The organism is Dactylosporangium sp. NPDC051484 (assembly GCF_040689395.1).
Classification (GTDB): Bacteria; Actinomycetota; Actinomycetes; order Mycobacteriales; family Micromonosporaceae; genus Dactylosporangium.
On record NZ_JBFAZX010000001.1, the window covers coordinates 56,519 to 71,952 of the forward strand.

At 70.0% G+C, this 15,434-nt stretch carries 20 protein-coding genes; 11 read left to right on the forward strand and 9 right to left on the reverse strand.

All coding sequences use genetic code 11. From position 1 onward, the window contains the following. Positions 1–8: 8 nt before the first annotated feature. Positions 9–344 carry a hypothetical protein gene (locus AB0367_RS00220; protein ID WP_366223965.1) on the reverse strand — a complete coding sequence of 112 codons (336 nt, stop codon included), beginning with the start codon at positions 342–344 and terminating at the stop codon, positions 9–11. Between the two features lie 121 nt (positions 345–465). On the opposite strand from AB0367_RS00220, the gene AB0367_RS00225 reads away from it, so the two are divergent. Beyond that, positions 466–1,116: a rhomboid family intramembrane serine protease gene (locus AB0367_RS00225; RefSeq protein WP_366223966.1), complete on the forward strand. Its 651-nt coding sequence runs from the start codon at positions 466–468 to the stop codon at positions 1,114–1,116. Positions 1,117–1,185: 69 nt separating this feature from the next. Here AB0367_RS00225 and AB0367_RS00230 read toward each other — a convergent pair whose 3' ends face one another. Beyond that, positions 1,186–1,575, reverse strand: coding sequence for a VOC family protein (locus AB0367_RS00230; protein ID WP_366223967.1), 390 nt, complete (start codon positions 1,573–1,575; stop codon positions 1,186–1,188). A 78-nt stretch (positions 1,576–1,653) separates the two neighbouring features. On the opposite strand from AB0367_RS00230, the gene AB0367_RS00235 reads away from it, so the two are divergent. Next, on the forward strand, positions 1,654–2,487 hold the full coding sequence (locus AB0367_RS00235; protein ID WP_366223968.1) for a TetR/AcrR family transcriptional regulator: 834 nt from the start codon (positions 1,654–1,656) through the stop codon (positions 2,485–2,487). Between the two features lie 150 nt (positions 2,488–2,637). Here the strand turns inward: AB0367_RS00235 and AB0367_RS00240 are convergent, their stop codons facing one another. Beyond that, on the reverse strand, positions 2,638–3,183 hold the full coding sequence (locus AB0367_RS00240; protein ID WP_366223969.1) for an RNA polymerase sigma factor: 546 nt from the start codon (positions 3,181–3,183) through the stop codon (positions 2,638–2,640). 42 nt (positions 3,184–3,225) lie between these two features. Between AB0367_RS00240 and AB0367_RS00245 the strand changes: the two genes are divergently transcribed. After that, on the forward strand, positions 3,226–4,590 hold the full coding sequence (locus AB0367_RS00245; protein WP_366223970.1) for a serine/threonine-protein kinase: 1,365 nt from the start codon (positions 3,226–3,228) through the stop codon (positions 4,588–4,590). Here AB0367_RS00245 and AB0367_RS00250 read toward each other — a convergent pair. The 4 genes from AB0367_RS00250 to AB0367_RS00265 all read right to left on the reverse strand — a co-directional run bounded on the left by AB0367_RS00250 (position 4,581) and on the right by AB0367_RS00265 (position 7,737). Then, complete coding sequence (locus tag AB0367_RS00250) at positions 4,581–5,195, reverse strand: hypothetical protein (RefSeq protein ID WP_366223971.1); 615 nt, start codon at positions 5,193–5,195, stop codon at positions 4,581–4,583. The two genes, AB0367_RS00245 and AB0367_RS00250, sit on opposite strands and share 10 nt — an antisense overlap. Positions 5,196–5,243: 48 nt before the next feature. Further along, the gene (locus AB0367_RS00255) at positions 5,244–5,861 is read right to left on the reverse strand and encodes a hypothetical protein (protein WP_366223972.1); all 618 of its coding nucleotides are present in this window, start codon (positions 5,859–5,861) and stop codon (positions 5,244–5,246) included. Positions 5,862–6,007: 146 nt separating this feature from the next. Next, positions 6,008–7,036, reverse strand: coding sequence for a cellulase family glycosylhydrolase (locus AB0367_RS00260; RefSeq protein ID WP_366223973.1), 1,029 nt, complete (start codon positions 7,034–7,036; stop codon positions 6,008–6,010). Between the two features lie 305 nt (positions 7,037–7,341). Continuing rightward, entirely contained in the window at positions 7,342–7,737 is a 396-nt protein-coding gene (locus AB0367_RS00265; RefSeq protein WP_366223974.1) for a hypothetical protein, read from the reverse strand. 16 nt (positions 7,738–7,753) lie between these two features. Here AB0367_RS00265 and AB0367_RS00270 point away from each other — a divergent pair, with 16 nt between their 5' ends. Then, on the forward strand, positions 7,754–8,305 hold the full coding sequence (locus AB0367_RS00270) for a cutinase family protein (protein ID WP_366223975.1): 552 nt from the start codon (positions 7,754–7,756) through the stop codon (positions 8,303–8,305). Between the two features lie 373 nt (positions 8,306–8,678). Here AB0367_RS00270 and AB0367_RS00275 read toward each other — a convergent pair whose 3' ends face one another. Continuing rightward, positions 8,679–8,852: a hypothetical protein gene (locus tag AB0367_RS00275; protein WP_366223976.1), complete on the reverse strand. Its 174-nt coding sequence runs from the start codon at positions 8,850–8,852 to the stop codon at positions 8,679–8,681. Between the two features lie 99 nt (positions 8,853–8,951). Here AB0367_RS00275 and AB0367_RS00280 point away from each other — a divergent pair, with 99 nt between their 5' ends. Genes AB0367_RS00280 through AB0367_RS00305 form a run of 6 tightly spaced genes read left to right on the forward strand, consistent with a single transcriptional unit; the run spans position 8,952 to position 13,350 of the window. After that, a complete protein-coding gene (locus AB0367_RS00280; RefSeq protein ID WP_366223977.1) occupies positions 8,952–9,545 on the forward strand; it encodes a MauE/DoxX family redox-associated membrane protein in 594 nt (197 codons plus the stop codon). Next, positions 9,542–10,030, forward strand: a complete 489-nt coding sequence (locus tag AB0367_RS00285; protein ID WP_366223978.1) for a hypothetical protein — start codon at positions 9,542–9,544, stop codon at positions 10,028–10,030. The genes AB0367_RS00280 and AB0367_RS00285 overlap by 4 nt, the downstream gene beginning before the upstream one ends. 5 nt (positions 10,031–10,035) lie before the next feature. Beyond that, on the forward strand, positions 10,036–10,461 hold the full coding sequence (locus AB0367_RS00290) for a S26 family signal peptidase (RefSeq protein ID WP_366223979.1): 426 nt from the start codon (positions 10,036–10,038) through the stop codon (positions 10,459–10,461). A 29-nt stretch (positions 10,462–10,490) separates the two neighbouring features. Next, positions 10,491–11,492, forward strand: a complete 1,002-nt coding sequence (locus tag AB0367_RS00295; RefSeq protein ID WP_366223980.1) for a peptidoglycan-binding domain-containing protein — start codon at positions 10,491–10,493, stop codon at positions 11,490–11,492. A gap of 2 nt (positions 11,493–11,494) precedes the next feature. Next, a complete protein-coding gene (locus AB0367_RS00300; protein ID WP_366224629.1) occupies positions 11,495–12,151 on the forward strand; it encodes an ABC transporter ATP-binding protein in 657 nt (218 codons plus the stop codon). Beyond that, positions 12,148–13,350 (forward strand): ABC transporter permease, encoded by a 1,203-nt coding sequence (locus AB0367_RS00305; RefSeq protein ID WP_366223981.1) that lies wholly within the window; start codon positions 12,148–12,150, stop codon positions 13,348–13,350. The genes AB0367_RS00300 and AB0367_RS00305 overlap by 4 nt, the downstream gene beginning before the upstream one ends. A 60-nt stretch (positions 13,351–13,410) precedes the next feature. On the opposite strand, the gene AB0367_RS00310 is transcribed toward AB0367_RS00305, so the two are convergent. After that, the gene (locus tag AB0367_RS00310) at positions 13,411–14,694 is read right to left on the reverse strand and encodes an oligosaccharide flippase family protein (RefSeq protein ID WP_366223982.1); all 1,284 of its coding nucleotides are present in this window, start codon (positions 14,692–14,694) and stop codon (positions 13,411–13,413) included. A 189-nt stretch (positions 14,695–14,883) separates the two neighbouring features. On the opposite strand from AB0367_RS00310, the gene AB0367_RS00315 reads away from it, so the two are divergent. Next, entirely contained in the window at positions 14,884–15,393 is a 510-nt protein-coding gene (locus AB0367_RS00315) for a DinB family protein (RefSeq protein ID WP_366223983.1), read from the forward strand. Positions 15,394–15,434: the final 41 nt, after the last annotated feature.

The following is a 15,434-nucleotide window of genomic DNA, read 5'->3' on the forward strand; positions in this document are numbered from 1 at the left end:
ACGCCCGTCTATCGCCTGGCGCGGAGGTGGTGGAATTGCTCGACGGATCCGCCGCTGACGCCGAGCCCATGCCGGGCCGCGACGTGGAATGCGTCGCGGGCGAGGTCGCTTTCGTCGAGGGCGGCCTGCCATGCGGCGGCGTCCCGAGGCTCGGCCCAGGCGACACGCTCGGTTTGCGTCACGGCGTCACGCCAGCGCCGTCCGGCCTCCACGGTCGTCGCGTCGCCGAGCAGCAGCAGTGACTCCCAGTCCTGCGTCCTGCGCATGTTGGCTGCGGCGAGCAACTCGAGGTCGGCCGCGCGGCGACCCTCCTCGGCCCCGCCGAGCCGCTTCGCATACCGCAAGCGTCACCCGGCCACGCAAGGCGGCGCGAGCGACCCCGCGCGGCCTTGGCAAGGCGGCCCGAGTGACCTCGCCAAGGCCGTCCGGCTTACGGTGGCGACGGCCATGAGCCAGGATGGTCGCGTGGATGCCGTTGTGACCGTCCTCTATGTCTTGTTGCTCGTGACTGCCGGGGTGGCCGGTGCCGGACTGCGTGGCTCGCAGGCGCCCGGCGCAGCGCCACGACCACCGATCGCCACCATGGCCGCGTTCGTGCTCGTCGCGGTGCCCTCCCTGCTGCAGCTCACACTCGCGCCCGCGCTGTTCGAGGCGCTCCGGCGGGACCGGGCGGCGATCGGCGACGGGCAGCTGTGGCGTCTCGTGACGTCGTTCGTCGTTCAGGACAGCGGCTGGCCCGGCACGATCTTCAACCTCCTGACCCTCGCCGTCCTTGGCGCGCTCGCCGAACAGCACTGGGGTCCGGCTCGATGGGTCGTCCTCGCCCTCACCGTTCAGGTGCTGGGTGACCTCTGGGGCCTTGTGGTTCAACCTGTCGGCGCGGGCACCTCGCTCGTCATCTTCGGTTCCGCCGCGTCCCTCGCGGTGGCGGCGCTCCTGCTCGAAACCGGCCCCAGAAGCCGGCTGCCGGCCATCGTGAGCCTGCTTGTCGCGCTCGTACTGCTCGTCCTCGGTGACATCCACGGCGGCGCGGCCCTGTTCGGCGCCGTTGTCGGCGCGGTGCTCGTCGTCAACCGCCGAAGGCGGCGGCCCAACGGATCAACTCGACCTCGGTGACCCGGGCCCAGCTGGCCGGCGTCGGGGTGAGGCGGTCCGCGATGAAGCCGCCGCCGTTGTCGCGGACCGTCAGTCGCCGGTAGGCGCATTCCAGTCGACGAGCTGGATGATGACGCCGTTGGGGTCTCTGACCTGGAAGGCGCGCTCTCCCCACTCCTCGGCCGTCAGCGGCATGGTGATGCGGACGCCCTCGGCCCGCAGACGGGCCAGCTCACCTTCGAGGTCGTCGACGACGAAGGCGAGGATCAGTCCGGCGGCGTGGTCGTTGCGCTGGTCCTCCGGCAGCGACTCCAGGCCCCGCCGCAGGAAGACGACGTTCATCCCGGCATCGTCACGGGTAAGCGAGGCGAAGCCGTCAGCAGCCATCTCCTCCTGGAAGCCGAAGTGGGTGGTCAGGAACTTGCTGGACGCGGCGACGTCTTCGACGTTGAGCGACACGGCCGACGAGCTGATCCTCATGAGGCCCCTCTCGGTGCAGATTATCTTCGTACATTGTACAGTGTACGTCGTACGGTGAAAGTTTCGGAGGACGTTGCTATGGCGAACGACGTGAGCGGCGCTGGTGACCCGGCACGGACGCTGGAGCTCCTCTGGCGCGATCCCAGTGCCAGAGGCACCCAGCGGGGCCCCCGCCAGGGCCTGACCGTGGATCGGATTGTCGCGGCCGCTATCGAGTTGGCAGACGCCGAAGGTGTCCACGCCGTGACGATGCGCCAGGTCGCCCAAGCACTCGGTGTCGCACCGATGTCGCTGTACACCTACGTCCCAGGCAAGGCCGAGTTGCTCGACCTGATGCTCGACGCGGTCTACGCCCAGATGGCGCGTACGGACCTGTCCAGCAAGCCGTGGCGGTTACGGGTCGAAGCGGTCGCCCAGGAGAACCGCGACTTGTATGAGCACCATCCTTGGGCGGCGACGATCTCCGCCAGCCGTCCGCCGCTGGGGCCTGGCCTCATGGCCAAATACGAGCATGAACTGACGGCCTTCGCGGATCTCGGGCTCGACGACGTCGAAATGGACGCCGCCCTGACGTACCTGCTGAGCTTCGTCCAAGCCTCCGCGCGCTCGGCCGCGGAAGCCGCCGCCATCCAGCGAGACAGCACCATGAGTGATGAGCAATGGTGGGCCGTGAACGCGCCCTTCCTGGCACGCGTCTTCGACGAGACCAAGTACCCCACCGCCGCCCGAGTCGGCGCCGCCGCGGGCGCGGCTCAGCGTGGCGCCTACAGCCCTGCACACGCCTACGAATTCGGGCTTCAACGCGTCCTCGACGGCCTCGGAGTCCTCATTGAAGGCGGCCCGTCCGGCCGCGCCGAGTCGCGTGCGTCAGCCACAGCAGCGTCGCCCAGCCGTTCAGGCCGTAGCCGGTAGCGCAGGCCTGAGCTAGCGCGGTGTCCACCACGTTCGCCGGGTTTGCTGCGCATCGATCTTGCACTTGTGGTGCCTGACAAACCCGGCATTCGCGGAGTGTCTCGGCACCAGAACTGCAAGATCGACAAGGGTGACCCCGGTCAACGTTGACTAGCTCAGGCGTTCGCGGACGTGGCGGCGGGCGTCGTGGATGCGGGACTTCAGGGTGCCCGACGGGATGCTCAGGTGGCCGGCGATCTCCTCGTAGGAGAGTTGGCACAGGTCGCGCAGGACCAGCGGGGCGACCAGCTCCGGGCGGTGGGACTCCAGCTGCTCCAGGGCGTCCAGGAGATCCAGGCGGGAGCCCGCGATGACGCTCGTCGTGCGCGGGTCGGCCTGGTCCACCGGGAGCTGCGGGGTGGCCTGCTCGCTTGCTCGGCGCTTCAGGGAGCGGTACGTCTGGCGGGCACAGTTGGCGGTCACGACGTACAGCCACGTGGTGAACTTCGAGCGGCCGTCGAACGTCGAGATCTTCATCGCCACCTGGAGCAGGGCGTCCTGGCAGGCCTCCTCGGCGTCCTGGCGGCAGGGGAGGATGCGCTGGCACTGGCGCATGACCTGCGGGCTGATGCGGGCCAGCAGCGCGTCGCGGGCGGCGGTGTCGCCGACGGCCGCGCGTGCCGCGAGTTGGTCCAGGTCAAGATCTTCCGTCGCCACCGGTGCCCCCGTCCGCTGTACGTGTTGGCTCATAATACGGGCGTGCCAGTACCCAACAAGATCGGTCGATATCGCGTGCTGCGGCGGATCGGCGCGGGCGCGTTCGCCACGGTGTGGCTGGGCGCCGATGACGCCCTGGACGCGTCCGTGGCCATCAAGGTGCTGGCGGACAACTGGGCGTACCACGCCGACCTGCGGGCCCGCTTCGAGGAGGAGGGCCGGATCATGCGCCGGGCCGACTCGCCGCTGCTGGTCCGGGTGCTGGACGTGGGCGAGCTGCCCGACGGCCGGCCGTACCTCGTGATGCCCTTCGCCGCCGGCGGCACGCTCGCGGACCGGCTCGCGACCGGGCCGATGCCCGTGCGGGAGGCCCTGTTCGTGGCGGCCGACATCGCGGGCGGGGTGGCGGAGCTGCATGCGGCCGGGGTGCTGCACCGCGACCTCAAGCCGTCCAACGTGCTCTTCCAGCCCGCCCGGGACCGCGACCGCGTGCTCGTCGCGGACCTCGGGCTGGCCAAGGCGCTGGCCAACGCGTCGGGCTTCACCATCGCCGCCGGCACGCCCGGCTACGCCGCACCCGAGCAGGCGCGGCCCGGCTTCGGCCTGGACGTGCGCGCCGACGTGTACGGCATCGGCGCGACCCTGCACCACATGCTCACCGGCCGCCCGCCCGGGCCCGGCGACCGGCCGTCCCGCGGCCGGCCAGGCGTGCCACCCACAGTGGACGAGATCGTCCGCCGGGCGCTGCACCCGGACCCGCGCCGGCGGTGGGCGTCGGCCGCCGAGTTGGCCGGCGCCCTGCGCGCGGCGGCCGAATCGATGGGGGAGGGCGCCCGGCGGCACCGGGCCTCGCGGGTGCCGGTCCGGGTCGGCGGCGCCGCGGTCGCGCTCGCGGCGGCGCTGGCCCTCGCGGGCTCGGCGGCGGTGCTGTCGGCGCCGCCGGGCTGGGTGCGGGTGCGCGACAAGGAAAGTGTGGTGTCGATCGCGGTACCGCGGGCCTGGGCCGGCCACCTGCGCGACGCGGGCTGGAACCCGTCGGCCGTGCGGCTGCCCGGCCCCCACGCGCCGGGCCTCGTCGTCGCGCCCGACCTCGCCGCCTGGGCCGACCCGGCGAGCGCGCACCCGGGCGTCTTCGTCGGCGCGAGCGAAGCCCTGGCCGGCGGCGTGGCGCCGGCCTTGCCCGACCACGAGGCCTGCGTGCGGCAGCCCGACCGCACGGTCAACGCGGCCGGGGGCAGCGCACAGGTCCGGAGCTGGAAGTCCTGCCCCGGACCGGTGTCGTACAGCGAGGTCGTTCTCGCGGTGCCGCAGCGGGCCTACGGCGTCTACGTGCAGATCAAGCAGGTCGACGGGGTTGACCGCACCGACGGGATCCTCGCCGGCCTGCGGCTGTCGGCCTACTTGTAGCAGCCGTCGTCGACGAGCATCAGGCTCAGCTCCGTCACCTTGCCGTTCACGGTCACGATCCGGTACCGCGCCAGGTCGTTGCCGCGCGCCCGGGCGTAGCCGCGGCCGTCCTTGACGACTCCGTCGCCGTCGAGCGGCTGCCAGTCCCCGTACGTGCGCGTCAGCTCGTCGCGGGTCATCCCGATGCGCGCGCCCTCGGGCGTGTGGATGGTGCTGCCGTACGCGTCGACGGAGACCAGGCCCTGCGACTTTGAGAGCACGACGGTGCCCGTGTCCCCCGGGGCCCCCTTCAGGTGCCCGCCCATGCAGCCTTTGAGGTCCGGCGGGGTGAACGCGGTCACTATCCCGGTCGCGAGGGCCTGCTCCTTGGTCATGCCGAGCCTGAGCGCGCCGATCCCATTCGGGCCCAGCACATCCTCCGCGCCGGCAGCAGGTGCGGACGAGGCGGCCAGAGCCGAGGCGGCCGGAGCGGAGACGGCCGGAGCCGAAGTGGTGGGTGCGGCGGTACCGGCCGGGGCCGCGTCGCCGGTCTCGTGCTCGGGGGACGCGCAGGCGGCGAGGAGGAGAGCGGAGGTCAGAGCGGCGATGAAGGGCGTGGTGCGCATGTGGATTCTCCTGAGACTAGAAAAAGGGGGAACTGGAAAGGGGAAGCCTCAGGCGTTGGGGATCTTGTCGTAGCAGTCCTGCCGGATGTACTGCAGCGTCAGCAGGGTGATCCTGCCGACCGAGATCTCCATCAGGTAGTGGGCCCGCTCGTTGCCGGCCACCCGCGAGTACCCCATGCCGTCCTCGTTCTTGGGGCCGCCCCAGTCGATCGCCTTGCGCTGCATCTCGGCTCTGGGCATGTCGAGGTGCACTCCCTCGGGGGTGTGTACGGCGGGCCCGGACGCCTCGATGGCGACCACACCTTGGATGTCCGAAACCACGACGAGGCCCAGGCCGTTCGGGGCGCCCTTCAGGTGCCCGGCCGAGCAGCCGGCGCTCGTGCCGGTGAGCCCGGTGACCAGCCCGGTCGCGATGACCTGTTCCTTGGTCATGCCGAGCTTCAGCGCGCCGAGCCCGTTCGGTCCCAGCACGTCCTTCGCGTTGCCGGCTGGGGCGGCCGAGGTGGCCGATGCCGAGGTGGCCGATGCCGAGCTGACCGGGGCCGAGGTGGCCGGTGCCGCAGCGGAGCCGGCGGGGGCCGCGTCGCCGTTGTCGTGCTCGGGCGAGGTGCAGGCGGTCAGCAGTACGGCGGAGGCGAGGACGGCGGCGATGGGCAGGGCGCGCATGGCGGACTCCTTCAGGGCGTCAAGGCGATCGGTTTGGTTTCGCTGGTTCCGATGCACCCCGAAGGAGGTTTGTTCGCTGGCGCGGAGTCGTGAACGCGACAGAACGCTGCGCCGGATGAGATGTACAGACCGCGCGAGTGCCGAGACTATTGCGTGTAGACGGTCGCCTCGTGGGAGGTCTGCTGGATGCCGTTGGGGCCGTTGAATACTCGTCGGCCCCACCAGGTGAGCGACTTGGCGTTGAACTGCTTGACCATGTCGAGGTTGCTGACGTCTCCGCTGTTGCCGCTCCAGGACCAGGCGAGATAGCCGATGCGGTCCTTCTGCGCCTCGGACATGACCGCGTCCTCGTCGACGTCGCCGTCGTGGTGGGTGTACGCGAACTCGGTCACCGCGATGGGAAGCTTCGCCCGGATGTACCGGCCGAGGTAGTCGTGGACGTTCGTGGTGCGGCAGAAAGCGCCATATATGTGAATGGAGAAGACGGTGTTCCGATCCGGATCGGCGGCGAAGACGCCGGCGGCGTTGTCCCGCATGGTGAATGACAGGTCCTGACCCCAGTCGGGCGCATCGACCATGAGGGTCTGATGGATGCCCGCTCGGCGCAGGCGGCGGATCGAGTCCATCGTGTCGCCGGGCCAGGTGCGGAAGTTGTCGAGGACGTATGGTTCGTTCGCGACGTCGATGACGGCGTACCGCTCCTGGCCGATGAGCGCCTTGCGAATGCTGATCCAGTAGTCCACTGCCCGTGCCTGCGGAATGGCCTCCTTGCGATAACCCCACCCCGTGGTGTCGTTCACCACCAGGACGCAGACGAGGCGGTTGTGCCGGCACAGTGCGATCACGTGCGCGACATCGGCCGCGTCGTTTCTTTTCGCAATCACGCCTGTGGACAACTCGACACGCACGGTGTTGGCGCCCAGTGCCTTGACGTCGCTGAACATCCGAGGGGTTCTTGCCGGATAGTCGGCGTGGCTCTGGCCCACGCCACGCATGACGAACTCGTTGTCGTCGCCATCGTAGAGGCGCCCATTCTCCACGTGGAACCCAGATTGTCGCGGTGCCCCATTCGAATGGTGCAGATGTCGCGAATAATGCAGATGTCCCACGAGGATGATCGAGACGACGACGGCGATGGCGATGAGCGACGTGCCCGCAGCGGTGCGCATTCTCATGACCCACCTCGGACGGGGCTCCTGAAGCTGGATCAAGGCCGGCGGACGGCCCTTGGGCAGTAGAGCACTTCCCCGGTGTCGCCACGCAAACCGCTCGCGTAGCGATTTCTCCCGGCCGGCAGTCAGGCTCCGACGCTGCCGCTATGACACCGAAACGGCGAAGGCGGACGCGTTGTGTTCCGATCGGCCTGGTGGCGCGAAGAAATGCGAGGCAGGCATATCGACAACTGGAGCCGCAGTCGTTACTGCACGCAGAGTGCCAATTCTTTCGGTACGTTCAATTCCGGCTTAAGGTTCCCCGTACCTTACTTCCTTGACCAGCCCGGGCGGCGCGACGCTGTGTCGGTGAAAAGGTCGAAGCGCGCAGGGTCCCGCAGGTTCACGGCGATCGTCGTGTTGATGAGTGCGATGCTCGTCGGCGGGGCATTGACCGCGTCGTTCGCGTCGGCGTCGATCGGCGGTGGCGGTGGGTCCAGCGCCGGACCCGCCCACCGCTGGTTCTTCTGGCACGGCGGCCGATCGGGCCATGCGTCCCAGTCGGCGCCCCAGTCGGCGTCCCAGCCGGCGCCCTGGCCGACCGCCGTCCCGACGTCGTGGCCCACTGCCTGGCCGGCCATCCCGGGCGGAGGCGGCATCGGTACGCCCGCCAGCACCCCCGCGACAACGACGACGGCCACGGCCACCGCGACCCCGAACCGCACGGGCAAATGCGCCGACGTGGAGGTGGTGTTCGCGCGGGGCACCGGCGAGCTTCCCGGCCTCGGCGTGCTGGGCACCCCGCTGGTGACCGCGATTCGCTCCGCGCTGCCCGGCCGAACCGTGGACGCGTACGCCGTGAACTACGCGGCCGAGGCGTCGCAGGCCAGCGCGGGCCCCGGCGCCACGGACATGAGCCGGCACGTGAGCACCGTCGCGGCGGCGTGCCCGGGCACCAGGTTCGTGATCGGGGGATACTCCCAGGGCGCGACCGTCACCGATATCGCGATCGGCGTCCCGTTCGGCGTAGCCCAAGGCACGGCGATCCCGGCCGACCTCGCTGCACGAGTGGCGGCCGTGGTCGTGTTCGGCAACCCGCTCGGCATCACGCACCAGAGCATCGCGCAGCGCAGCCCGGTCTACGGACCGAAGACCAAAGAGTTCTGCAACCCTGGTGACGCGATCTGTGGCAACGGCAACGGCGGCAACATGGTGGCCCACCTGCAGTACGCGACCAACGGCTCGGTCCAGCAGGCTGCCCAGTTCGCGGTTGGCAAGCTCACTGGCGCCTGATCCATCTTCGCTCCCACCGAACCGGATCGCCCCTCGATCACGCCGTAGGGGTGAAGTGGGGAGGCAACAGCATGGCGGATGCCATCGAGGAGGAGTTCCACTAGTTCGTCCGGTCGCGGCTGCCGGCGCTGCGCTGCGCCGCGCCGCGCCGCGCCGCGCCGCGCCGCGCCGCGTACCTGCTTCCCCCTCCACCTGAGGACAACGATTGGACCGCGGGTGCGCGTCGAGCCGGTGCCACAACAGCGAACAACTGACGAACGCCGGACACGCGGCTCCTGTGGTGTAGAGGCCGTCACCACCGCCGCCAACGTCCTGTTCACTGCTATCTCAGCGATCTGGAGACCTGTTTCACGCGCGCTCCACGCCGGCCGCGTCAGGTCGGCACAGTGGTTCGGATGCCCGTGCGTGACGAGACGGCGTCGACCCGCTCGGCGCCCACGTGCTCCAGCAGCCGTGGCAGCGTGGCATACCCGAGATCGGGCAGCAGGTGAAGGCCTGCGAGGCCTCGGTCCAGACCCCCGCCGGCGCCGAGAACGGTCAGACGCATCCAGGAACGATATCGCCCATCCCTTGCTAGGACCGCCTTGTTGAACCATGGTTCTGCGCCTTGCTACGCTCCCGAATGCTGGTGAGGGGGAGCCAATAAATGGTGTATGGCATAGTCGTTTGCCGCTGTCTTCTGGTGGTCGTGTTCGGGGTTTCGGCGATCAGCAAAGGTCGAAATGGAGCGGCGTTCCGTGATTTCGTCGCCTCGATCATGGCTGTCGGACTGACCAGGCGGAAGTTGGCGCAGTCGACGGCCGTCCTGGTGATCTGTGCCGAGGTAGCGGTGTCTCTCGGGATGCTGACGTCGTTCGGTGGGGTGGCTGTCTACTGGTTGGCTCTGCTGCTGGTCGCGATCTTCTCGGGCGTGATCGCGTACGCGATCCGTCATGCGCCGTCGGCCAGTTGCCACGACGAGCCTTGTGCGTCGCTGGACGCGCTGGCCGCGGAGCGCGTCACCGCGCGGCTGACCGAGATGCGAGCGGGCCGGACCAGCATCGTCGTCTCGCACCGCCTGGCGGCGCTGCGCGGCGCCGACAAAATCGTGGTGCTCGACGGGGGCATCGTCGATGCGGAAGGCACGCACGACGAGTTGATGACGGCTGGCGGCCGGTACCGCGACATGTTCACCGCACAGGCTTCCGCGTACCAGGATGACAGAGTGGCCGTGGGGCCAGTCGGAGGGAGTGAACAGTGACGGTGCGGACAGCCCGCTGGATACCCGTGGTGATGCTGTGCGCCGCTGTCGCACTGAGCGGCTGCACCGGCGGCACACCCGGCAAGGGCTCGGCGTCGCCGACAGCACTGGACGCCGCTCAGGAGGAAGCGAAGACCCGAGAAAAGTACAAGATCTGGGCCGCGTGCATGCGTGACCAGGGGGTCGATGTCTCCGACGATATGAACGCGGAGCAGATCAATAACAACGGGTCCATTGAGCAACTGAAAGCCGCGTATGCTGCTTGCAGGAAGGTGGCGCCCGGCGCGGATCTCAATCCGACTCAGGCGGCGGCAGACCTCGAGAAGCGGCGCCGTAACGCGAAGTGCATGCGCGAGAACGGGTATCCGGACTGGCCGGACCCGGATCCAAACGATCCGTTCCTCTCCCCGCCGGCCGGCACTGACATGGACAAGGCGACCGAGATGCTGAGCACTTGCGCGCGCAAGACCGATGGTGCGAAGTAGCTGTCATGACGCTGGTATGGATCGCCATGGGGTTGCTGGCTGTCGGGGCGCTGCTCGTCGTACTCGCGCGTCGGCGCCTCCTGGTGGTCACTGTGCGGGGTGACAGCATGCGGCCGAGCTTCGCCGACGGCGACGTGTTGCTGGCCTTCACCGGGAGGCGGCCGGCGGTTGGTGACGTGGTGGTGTTCCGCCACCCGATCCGCGACGGCAGAGGTCCGGTCCACCTGGTCAAGCGGGTGGCGGCGGTGGCCGGAGACCCGGTGCCGGCTGACATCCGGCGGATCGTGGACTGCGACCTCGTGCCACCGAGGCGTCTCGTGGTGAGCGGCGACAATCCGACTGGGCTCGACTCACGCCGGCTGGGATTCATCGATGTTGGGGAGGTCAGTGCGGTGGTCGGGCAACGACTCATGCCGGCGCGGATGCGGTGAAGCGGGCGATACTGGCTGGCGGCGCGGCATTGGCGCTCGTCGCGATTGCCTTCCTCCTGGTAGCGCGTAACCGTCCCGCTACCGCGCCGACCAACGCCGCGGTGGCAACGGCCCCGGTCGTTCGTGGTGACCTCGTCAGCACCCGCCAGTTGCGGGGCTCGGTCACCTATGGGCCGGTGACACCCGTCGAGTCGGCGGCATCCGGGGTGATCACCGCCATCACTCCGGTCGGCAGCACCGTGTCGCGCGGCCAGCCCCTGTACTCGGTGAATAACCAGCCGGTCGTCCTGCTCTACGGCGACCTGCCGATGTGGCGGCGCCTCGCGCCCGGCGTGACCGGTAGCGATGTCCGTGAGCTGAAAGAGAACCTGGTCGCCCTCGGGTACACGGGTTTCGCCATCGACACCGCCTACACCGAACAGACGGCGACCGCGGTACGCCGTTGGCAGAAGGCGCTCGGCCTTCCCCAGACCGGCGCCGTCGAGCCGGGACAGGTCCTTGTCCAGCCCGGTGCGGTGCGCGTCGCAGAACACCGGTCGCTCAAAGGCAGCCACACGTCCGGCCCCATCCTGGGGGTCACCGGCACGACGCGAATGATCCAGGTGCCACTCGTCCCCGCCGACCGCGCCCTTGCGAAGGTCGGTACCGAGGTCAACGTGGTCCTGCCGGACGGCACAAGGGTCGTCGGCAAGGTCACGGAGGTGGTCGCGGCGTCTGCGACCACCAACCAGCCCACAGACACACAACCGACCGCTCAGGCCCTGATCGCCCTGGCCGATCAGGCCCGGCTGGGTGTGGCGGCGGACGCCGGGGCGCAGGTGCAGTTTACGGTGGCCAAACACACTGGCGTGTTGTCAGTACCGGTGCTCGCGCTGCTGGCGTTGCAAGACGGCGGGTATGGTGTCGAGGTCGTCGACGGCGACAGCACGCGGATCGTGACGGTGGAAGTCGGTATGTTCACCTCCGGCCGGGTCGAGATCAGCGGTCCGGGCATCACCGCGGGCCAACAGGTCAAGGTGCCGGCGTCGTGATAATGCTGGAGTTCACCGACGTGTCGAAGGCATACCCCGGCGGGGTCACGGCGCTTCGCGGGGTGAGCCTGCGCGTCGAGGAGGGCGAGCTGGTCGGCATCGTCGGGCCGTCCGGCTCCGGCAAGTCGACGCTGCTGCATCTCGCCGGGCTGCTTGACCGCCCGTCGTCCGGGCGGATCGGCCTCGCCGGCCACCAGGTCGATGGCCTGAGTGACCGCCAGCTGTCGGCGCTGCGGGCCAGCTGTATCGGCTTCGTGTTCCAGAGCTTCCACCTGGCGAGTCGGGTGAGCGCATTGGACAATGTGGCCGACGGGCTGCTCTACTGCGGCGTCCAGCGCGCCGAGCGGCGCAGCCGGGCCGCCGAGGCGCTGCACAAAGTCGGGCTGAGTCACCGGCTCGACCATGCGCCCCACCAGCTGTCCGGCGGTGAACGGCAGCGGGTGGCAATCGCCAGAGCCATCGTCAGCCAGCCGGCACTGCTCTACGCCGACGAGCCGACCGGGAGCCTCGACAGCGCGTCCGGCGACGGTGTGCTGCAGGTACTGCGGGAACTGCACGCCGACGGCACCACGATCGTCATCATCACCCATGACCGCGACCTCGCGGCCGGCCTGCCGCGCCGGATCGCCATTCGCGACGGCCGCGTGGTGACGGCGTGACAGCGATTCTGACGCCGAAGCGGTTGGCGCCGACCGACGTGCTGCGGGTCGGCGCTTCGGGGCTGCGCACCCATCCGTTGCGGGTCCTGTTGTCGGCGCTCGGCATCGCCATCGGCATTGCGGCCATGGTGTCGATCGTCGGCATCACCGCGTCCGGCCGCGCCGGCCTGAACGCGGAGCTGGCCAAGCTGGGCAACAACTTGCTGGTGGTGGGGCCAGCGCAGGGAGCCCTCGGCGCGGACGCGAAGCTGCCGACCGAAGCCGAGACGATGATCAACCGGATCGACCACGTGCAGTCGGTTACCGCCGTCGGGGCGGTGCGGGGCGCGAAGGTGTACCGCAACGACCACGTGCCGACGGAACTGTCCAACGGCATCACTGTGGTGGCGTCCCGGCTGAACCTGCCGGCGGTGGTCTCCGCCGACGTGGCCGCCGGCAGTTGGCTCACACCGGCGGCGCAGCGGTTTCCAGCGGTCGTGCTCGGCGCGAAAGCCGCCGAATGGCTGGGGTTCGACGCGAGTGACCTGGGCGGCCAGATTTGGCTGGGCGGCCGCTGGTACACCGTGACCGGCATCCTGCGCAGTGCCATGCTGGCTGAGGAACTGGACGCGGCCGTGTTCGTCGGCTGGGAGAACGCCACCGAGGACCTCGGCTTCGACGGGCATGCCTCCGCCGTCTACGTGCGAGCCGAGGAATCGGCGATCGGATCGGTCCACAGTCGCCTGGCCCGTACTGCCAACCCGGAGAGCCCCAGCGATGTGCGGGTTTCCCGTCCCTCGGACGTGCTGATCGCCAAGGCGGCCGCTGACCGGGCGTTGACGTCGCTCCTCGTGGGCCTGGGCGCTGTGGCGTTGCTGGTCGGCGGTATTGGAGTGGCCAACACGATGGTCATCTCGGTGTTGGAGCGGCGCGCGGAGATCGGGCTGCGCCGCGCGCTCGGGGCCACCCGGACGCAGATCTGGGTGCAGTTCCTGACCGAGGCCGTGCTGCTGGCACTGCTCGGTGGTGGTTCAGGAGTGATCCTCGGTGCCGCCGCGACCGCCGCGTACGCGATGGCCCAGCATTGGACGATGGCACTGCCCGGTTGGGCGGTGGCCGGCGCGGTCGGCGCGACCTTCACCATCGGCTGTCTCGCCGGCATCTATCCCGCGGTTCGGGCTGCCCGACTCGCCCCGACCGAGGCGCTTGCCAGCAATTGACGGATCCTATTCACGCGGGCCCGCCACTCGCATTCCGGCGAATCGCGGTATCGGCTTCATCTATTTCGCCGCGTCCGCCGGCCGCAGGCCGAGGCGGCGCGCGAAGAGCAGGATGACGGCGAGGGTGAGTATCTCGGCCGCCGCGGTGGCGCCGGCCGCGCCCAGCGGCCCGAACCGGGGGACCCCGACCGCGACGGCCACCGTCAGCAGCGCCGCCAGCAGGGCGACCGCCCTGGTCGCCCTGCCGTAGCGGCCGTCGCCGATGCCGTCGAACATGAAGGCCCGCGTCACCGCCATGAAGGGCAGCGCCAGCATGAACATGGCCAGCCACTCGGCTGACTGGCGGTGGGGCAGCGAGAGCAACGTGCCGGTGAGCCAGGGCGAGAGCCAGGCCACGGCGGCCGCCATGGGGATCGCGCAGACCAGCGCGACCGCCACCGAGAAGTGGGCCGGGTGCCTCGAGTGCTCGATGCCCAGCCGGCTGCGCGCCCGGGCGACCATCGGGACCTGCAGCGCCGACTGCATGACGCCGCCGATGGCCTGGTACGCGGTGACGACCGCACCGAAGCTGCCCATGACCGCGGGCGACGCGACCAGCGACAGCACGAGCGTGGGCAGCCGGGCCACGTACAGATCGCCGACGGCGAAGCCGAACAGGTGCCGGCCCGAGCCGTATGCCGAGACGGCGTGCCGGAGGGACAGCCGCCGGAAGTGGTGGCGCCGTAAGGAGCCGTGCTTGCCGAGGATGACCTCGCCGACGGCGAGCTGCACCAGCCCGGCGGTGGCCAGCGCGACGGTGAGCGGCACCCCGAGCAGGACCATGACCAGGGATGATGCCTTGCTGCCGCAGATCAGCACGGCGTTGGCGAGAAACCGCATCCGCCGGCTGAAGTCGGCGGTCTGCAGCTGGGCGAGGCCGTTGCCGAGCACGACCACGCCCGCCGCCGTCAGCGCGGGCGCGCTGTAGCCCTTCCGCCGGTAGAACTCGCCGACGAGGAGCGCGCCGAGCAGCAGGGTGGGCACCACCACGAGCGTCCACTGGCTGCGCACGGCCGAGCGCTGCTCCTCGGTGCCGTTGAGGTACAGCAGCGTGGACCCGCCGCCGACGATGACGAGCACGAAGGCCAGCGCCGACGTGACCACCGTGTACGCCGCGATCTCGCCGGTCTGCCCGCGCGCCGCGCACACCGCCAATATCCCCGCGCTCAGCAGGCCGTTGCCGACGACGGCCCCCGCCGCGATCGCCGAGTTGCGGGCGAGCCTGCGGTAGTCGGGCACGGAGCCCTCGACCGGCGCGGCTGCCTGATCGGGCCGGGCCTCGACCGCCGCGTCGGCGTCCCTCATGGCACGCCGGCCACGGTTCGCATGGTCCGTACTTTACGTCCACCGGGCCGCCGCTCAGTGCGTCGCCGCGGGCGTTTCGAGAACGGCGCGGCCACGCGGGGGCCGGGCGGTGTGAAAGTCGCGCCGAGGTTAGTTTGTGGTCCAGAGGTGGTAATGACCGTTGGGTGAACCGGAAGGGGGACGAGGGCGATGCGGGTGAACGAACTGCTGGTCGAGGGCTTCGGGCGGCTGCCGGAGCTGGTGCGCGGCGCCGTCGAGGGGCTCGACGCCGAGCAGCTGCGCTGGGCGCCGAAGCCGGGCGCGAACTCGATCGGCTGGCTGGTCTGGCACCTCACCCGGGTGCAGGACGACCACGTCGCCGACCTGCTGGACGGGGCTGAGCAGCTGTGGGTGACCGGCGACCACGCACCGCGGTTCGGGCTCAAGGCGCAGGCCCACGACATCGGTTACGGGCACACCCCGGACCAGGTGGCCGCCGTACGCCCGGAGTCGCCGGAGGCGCTGCTGGAGTACTTCGACGCGGTGTACGCCCGCACGCACGCCTTCGTGGCCCGGCTCGCGCCCGAGGACCTCGACCGGATTGTCGACGAGCGATGGGACCCGCCGGTGTCGCTCGGCGTGCGGCTCGTCAGCGTGCTCGACGACGACACCCAGCACGTGGGCCAGGCGGCGTACGTGCGCGGGTTGCTGCCCGCGTAGCGGACGACACACCGCCGGGTTCCGCGTGTGGTGGTGTACTT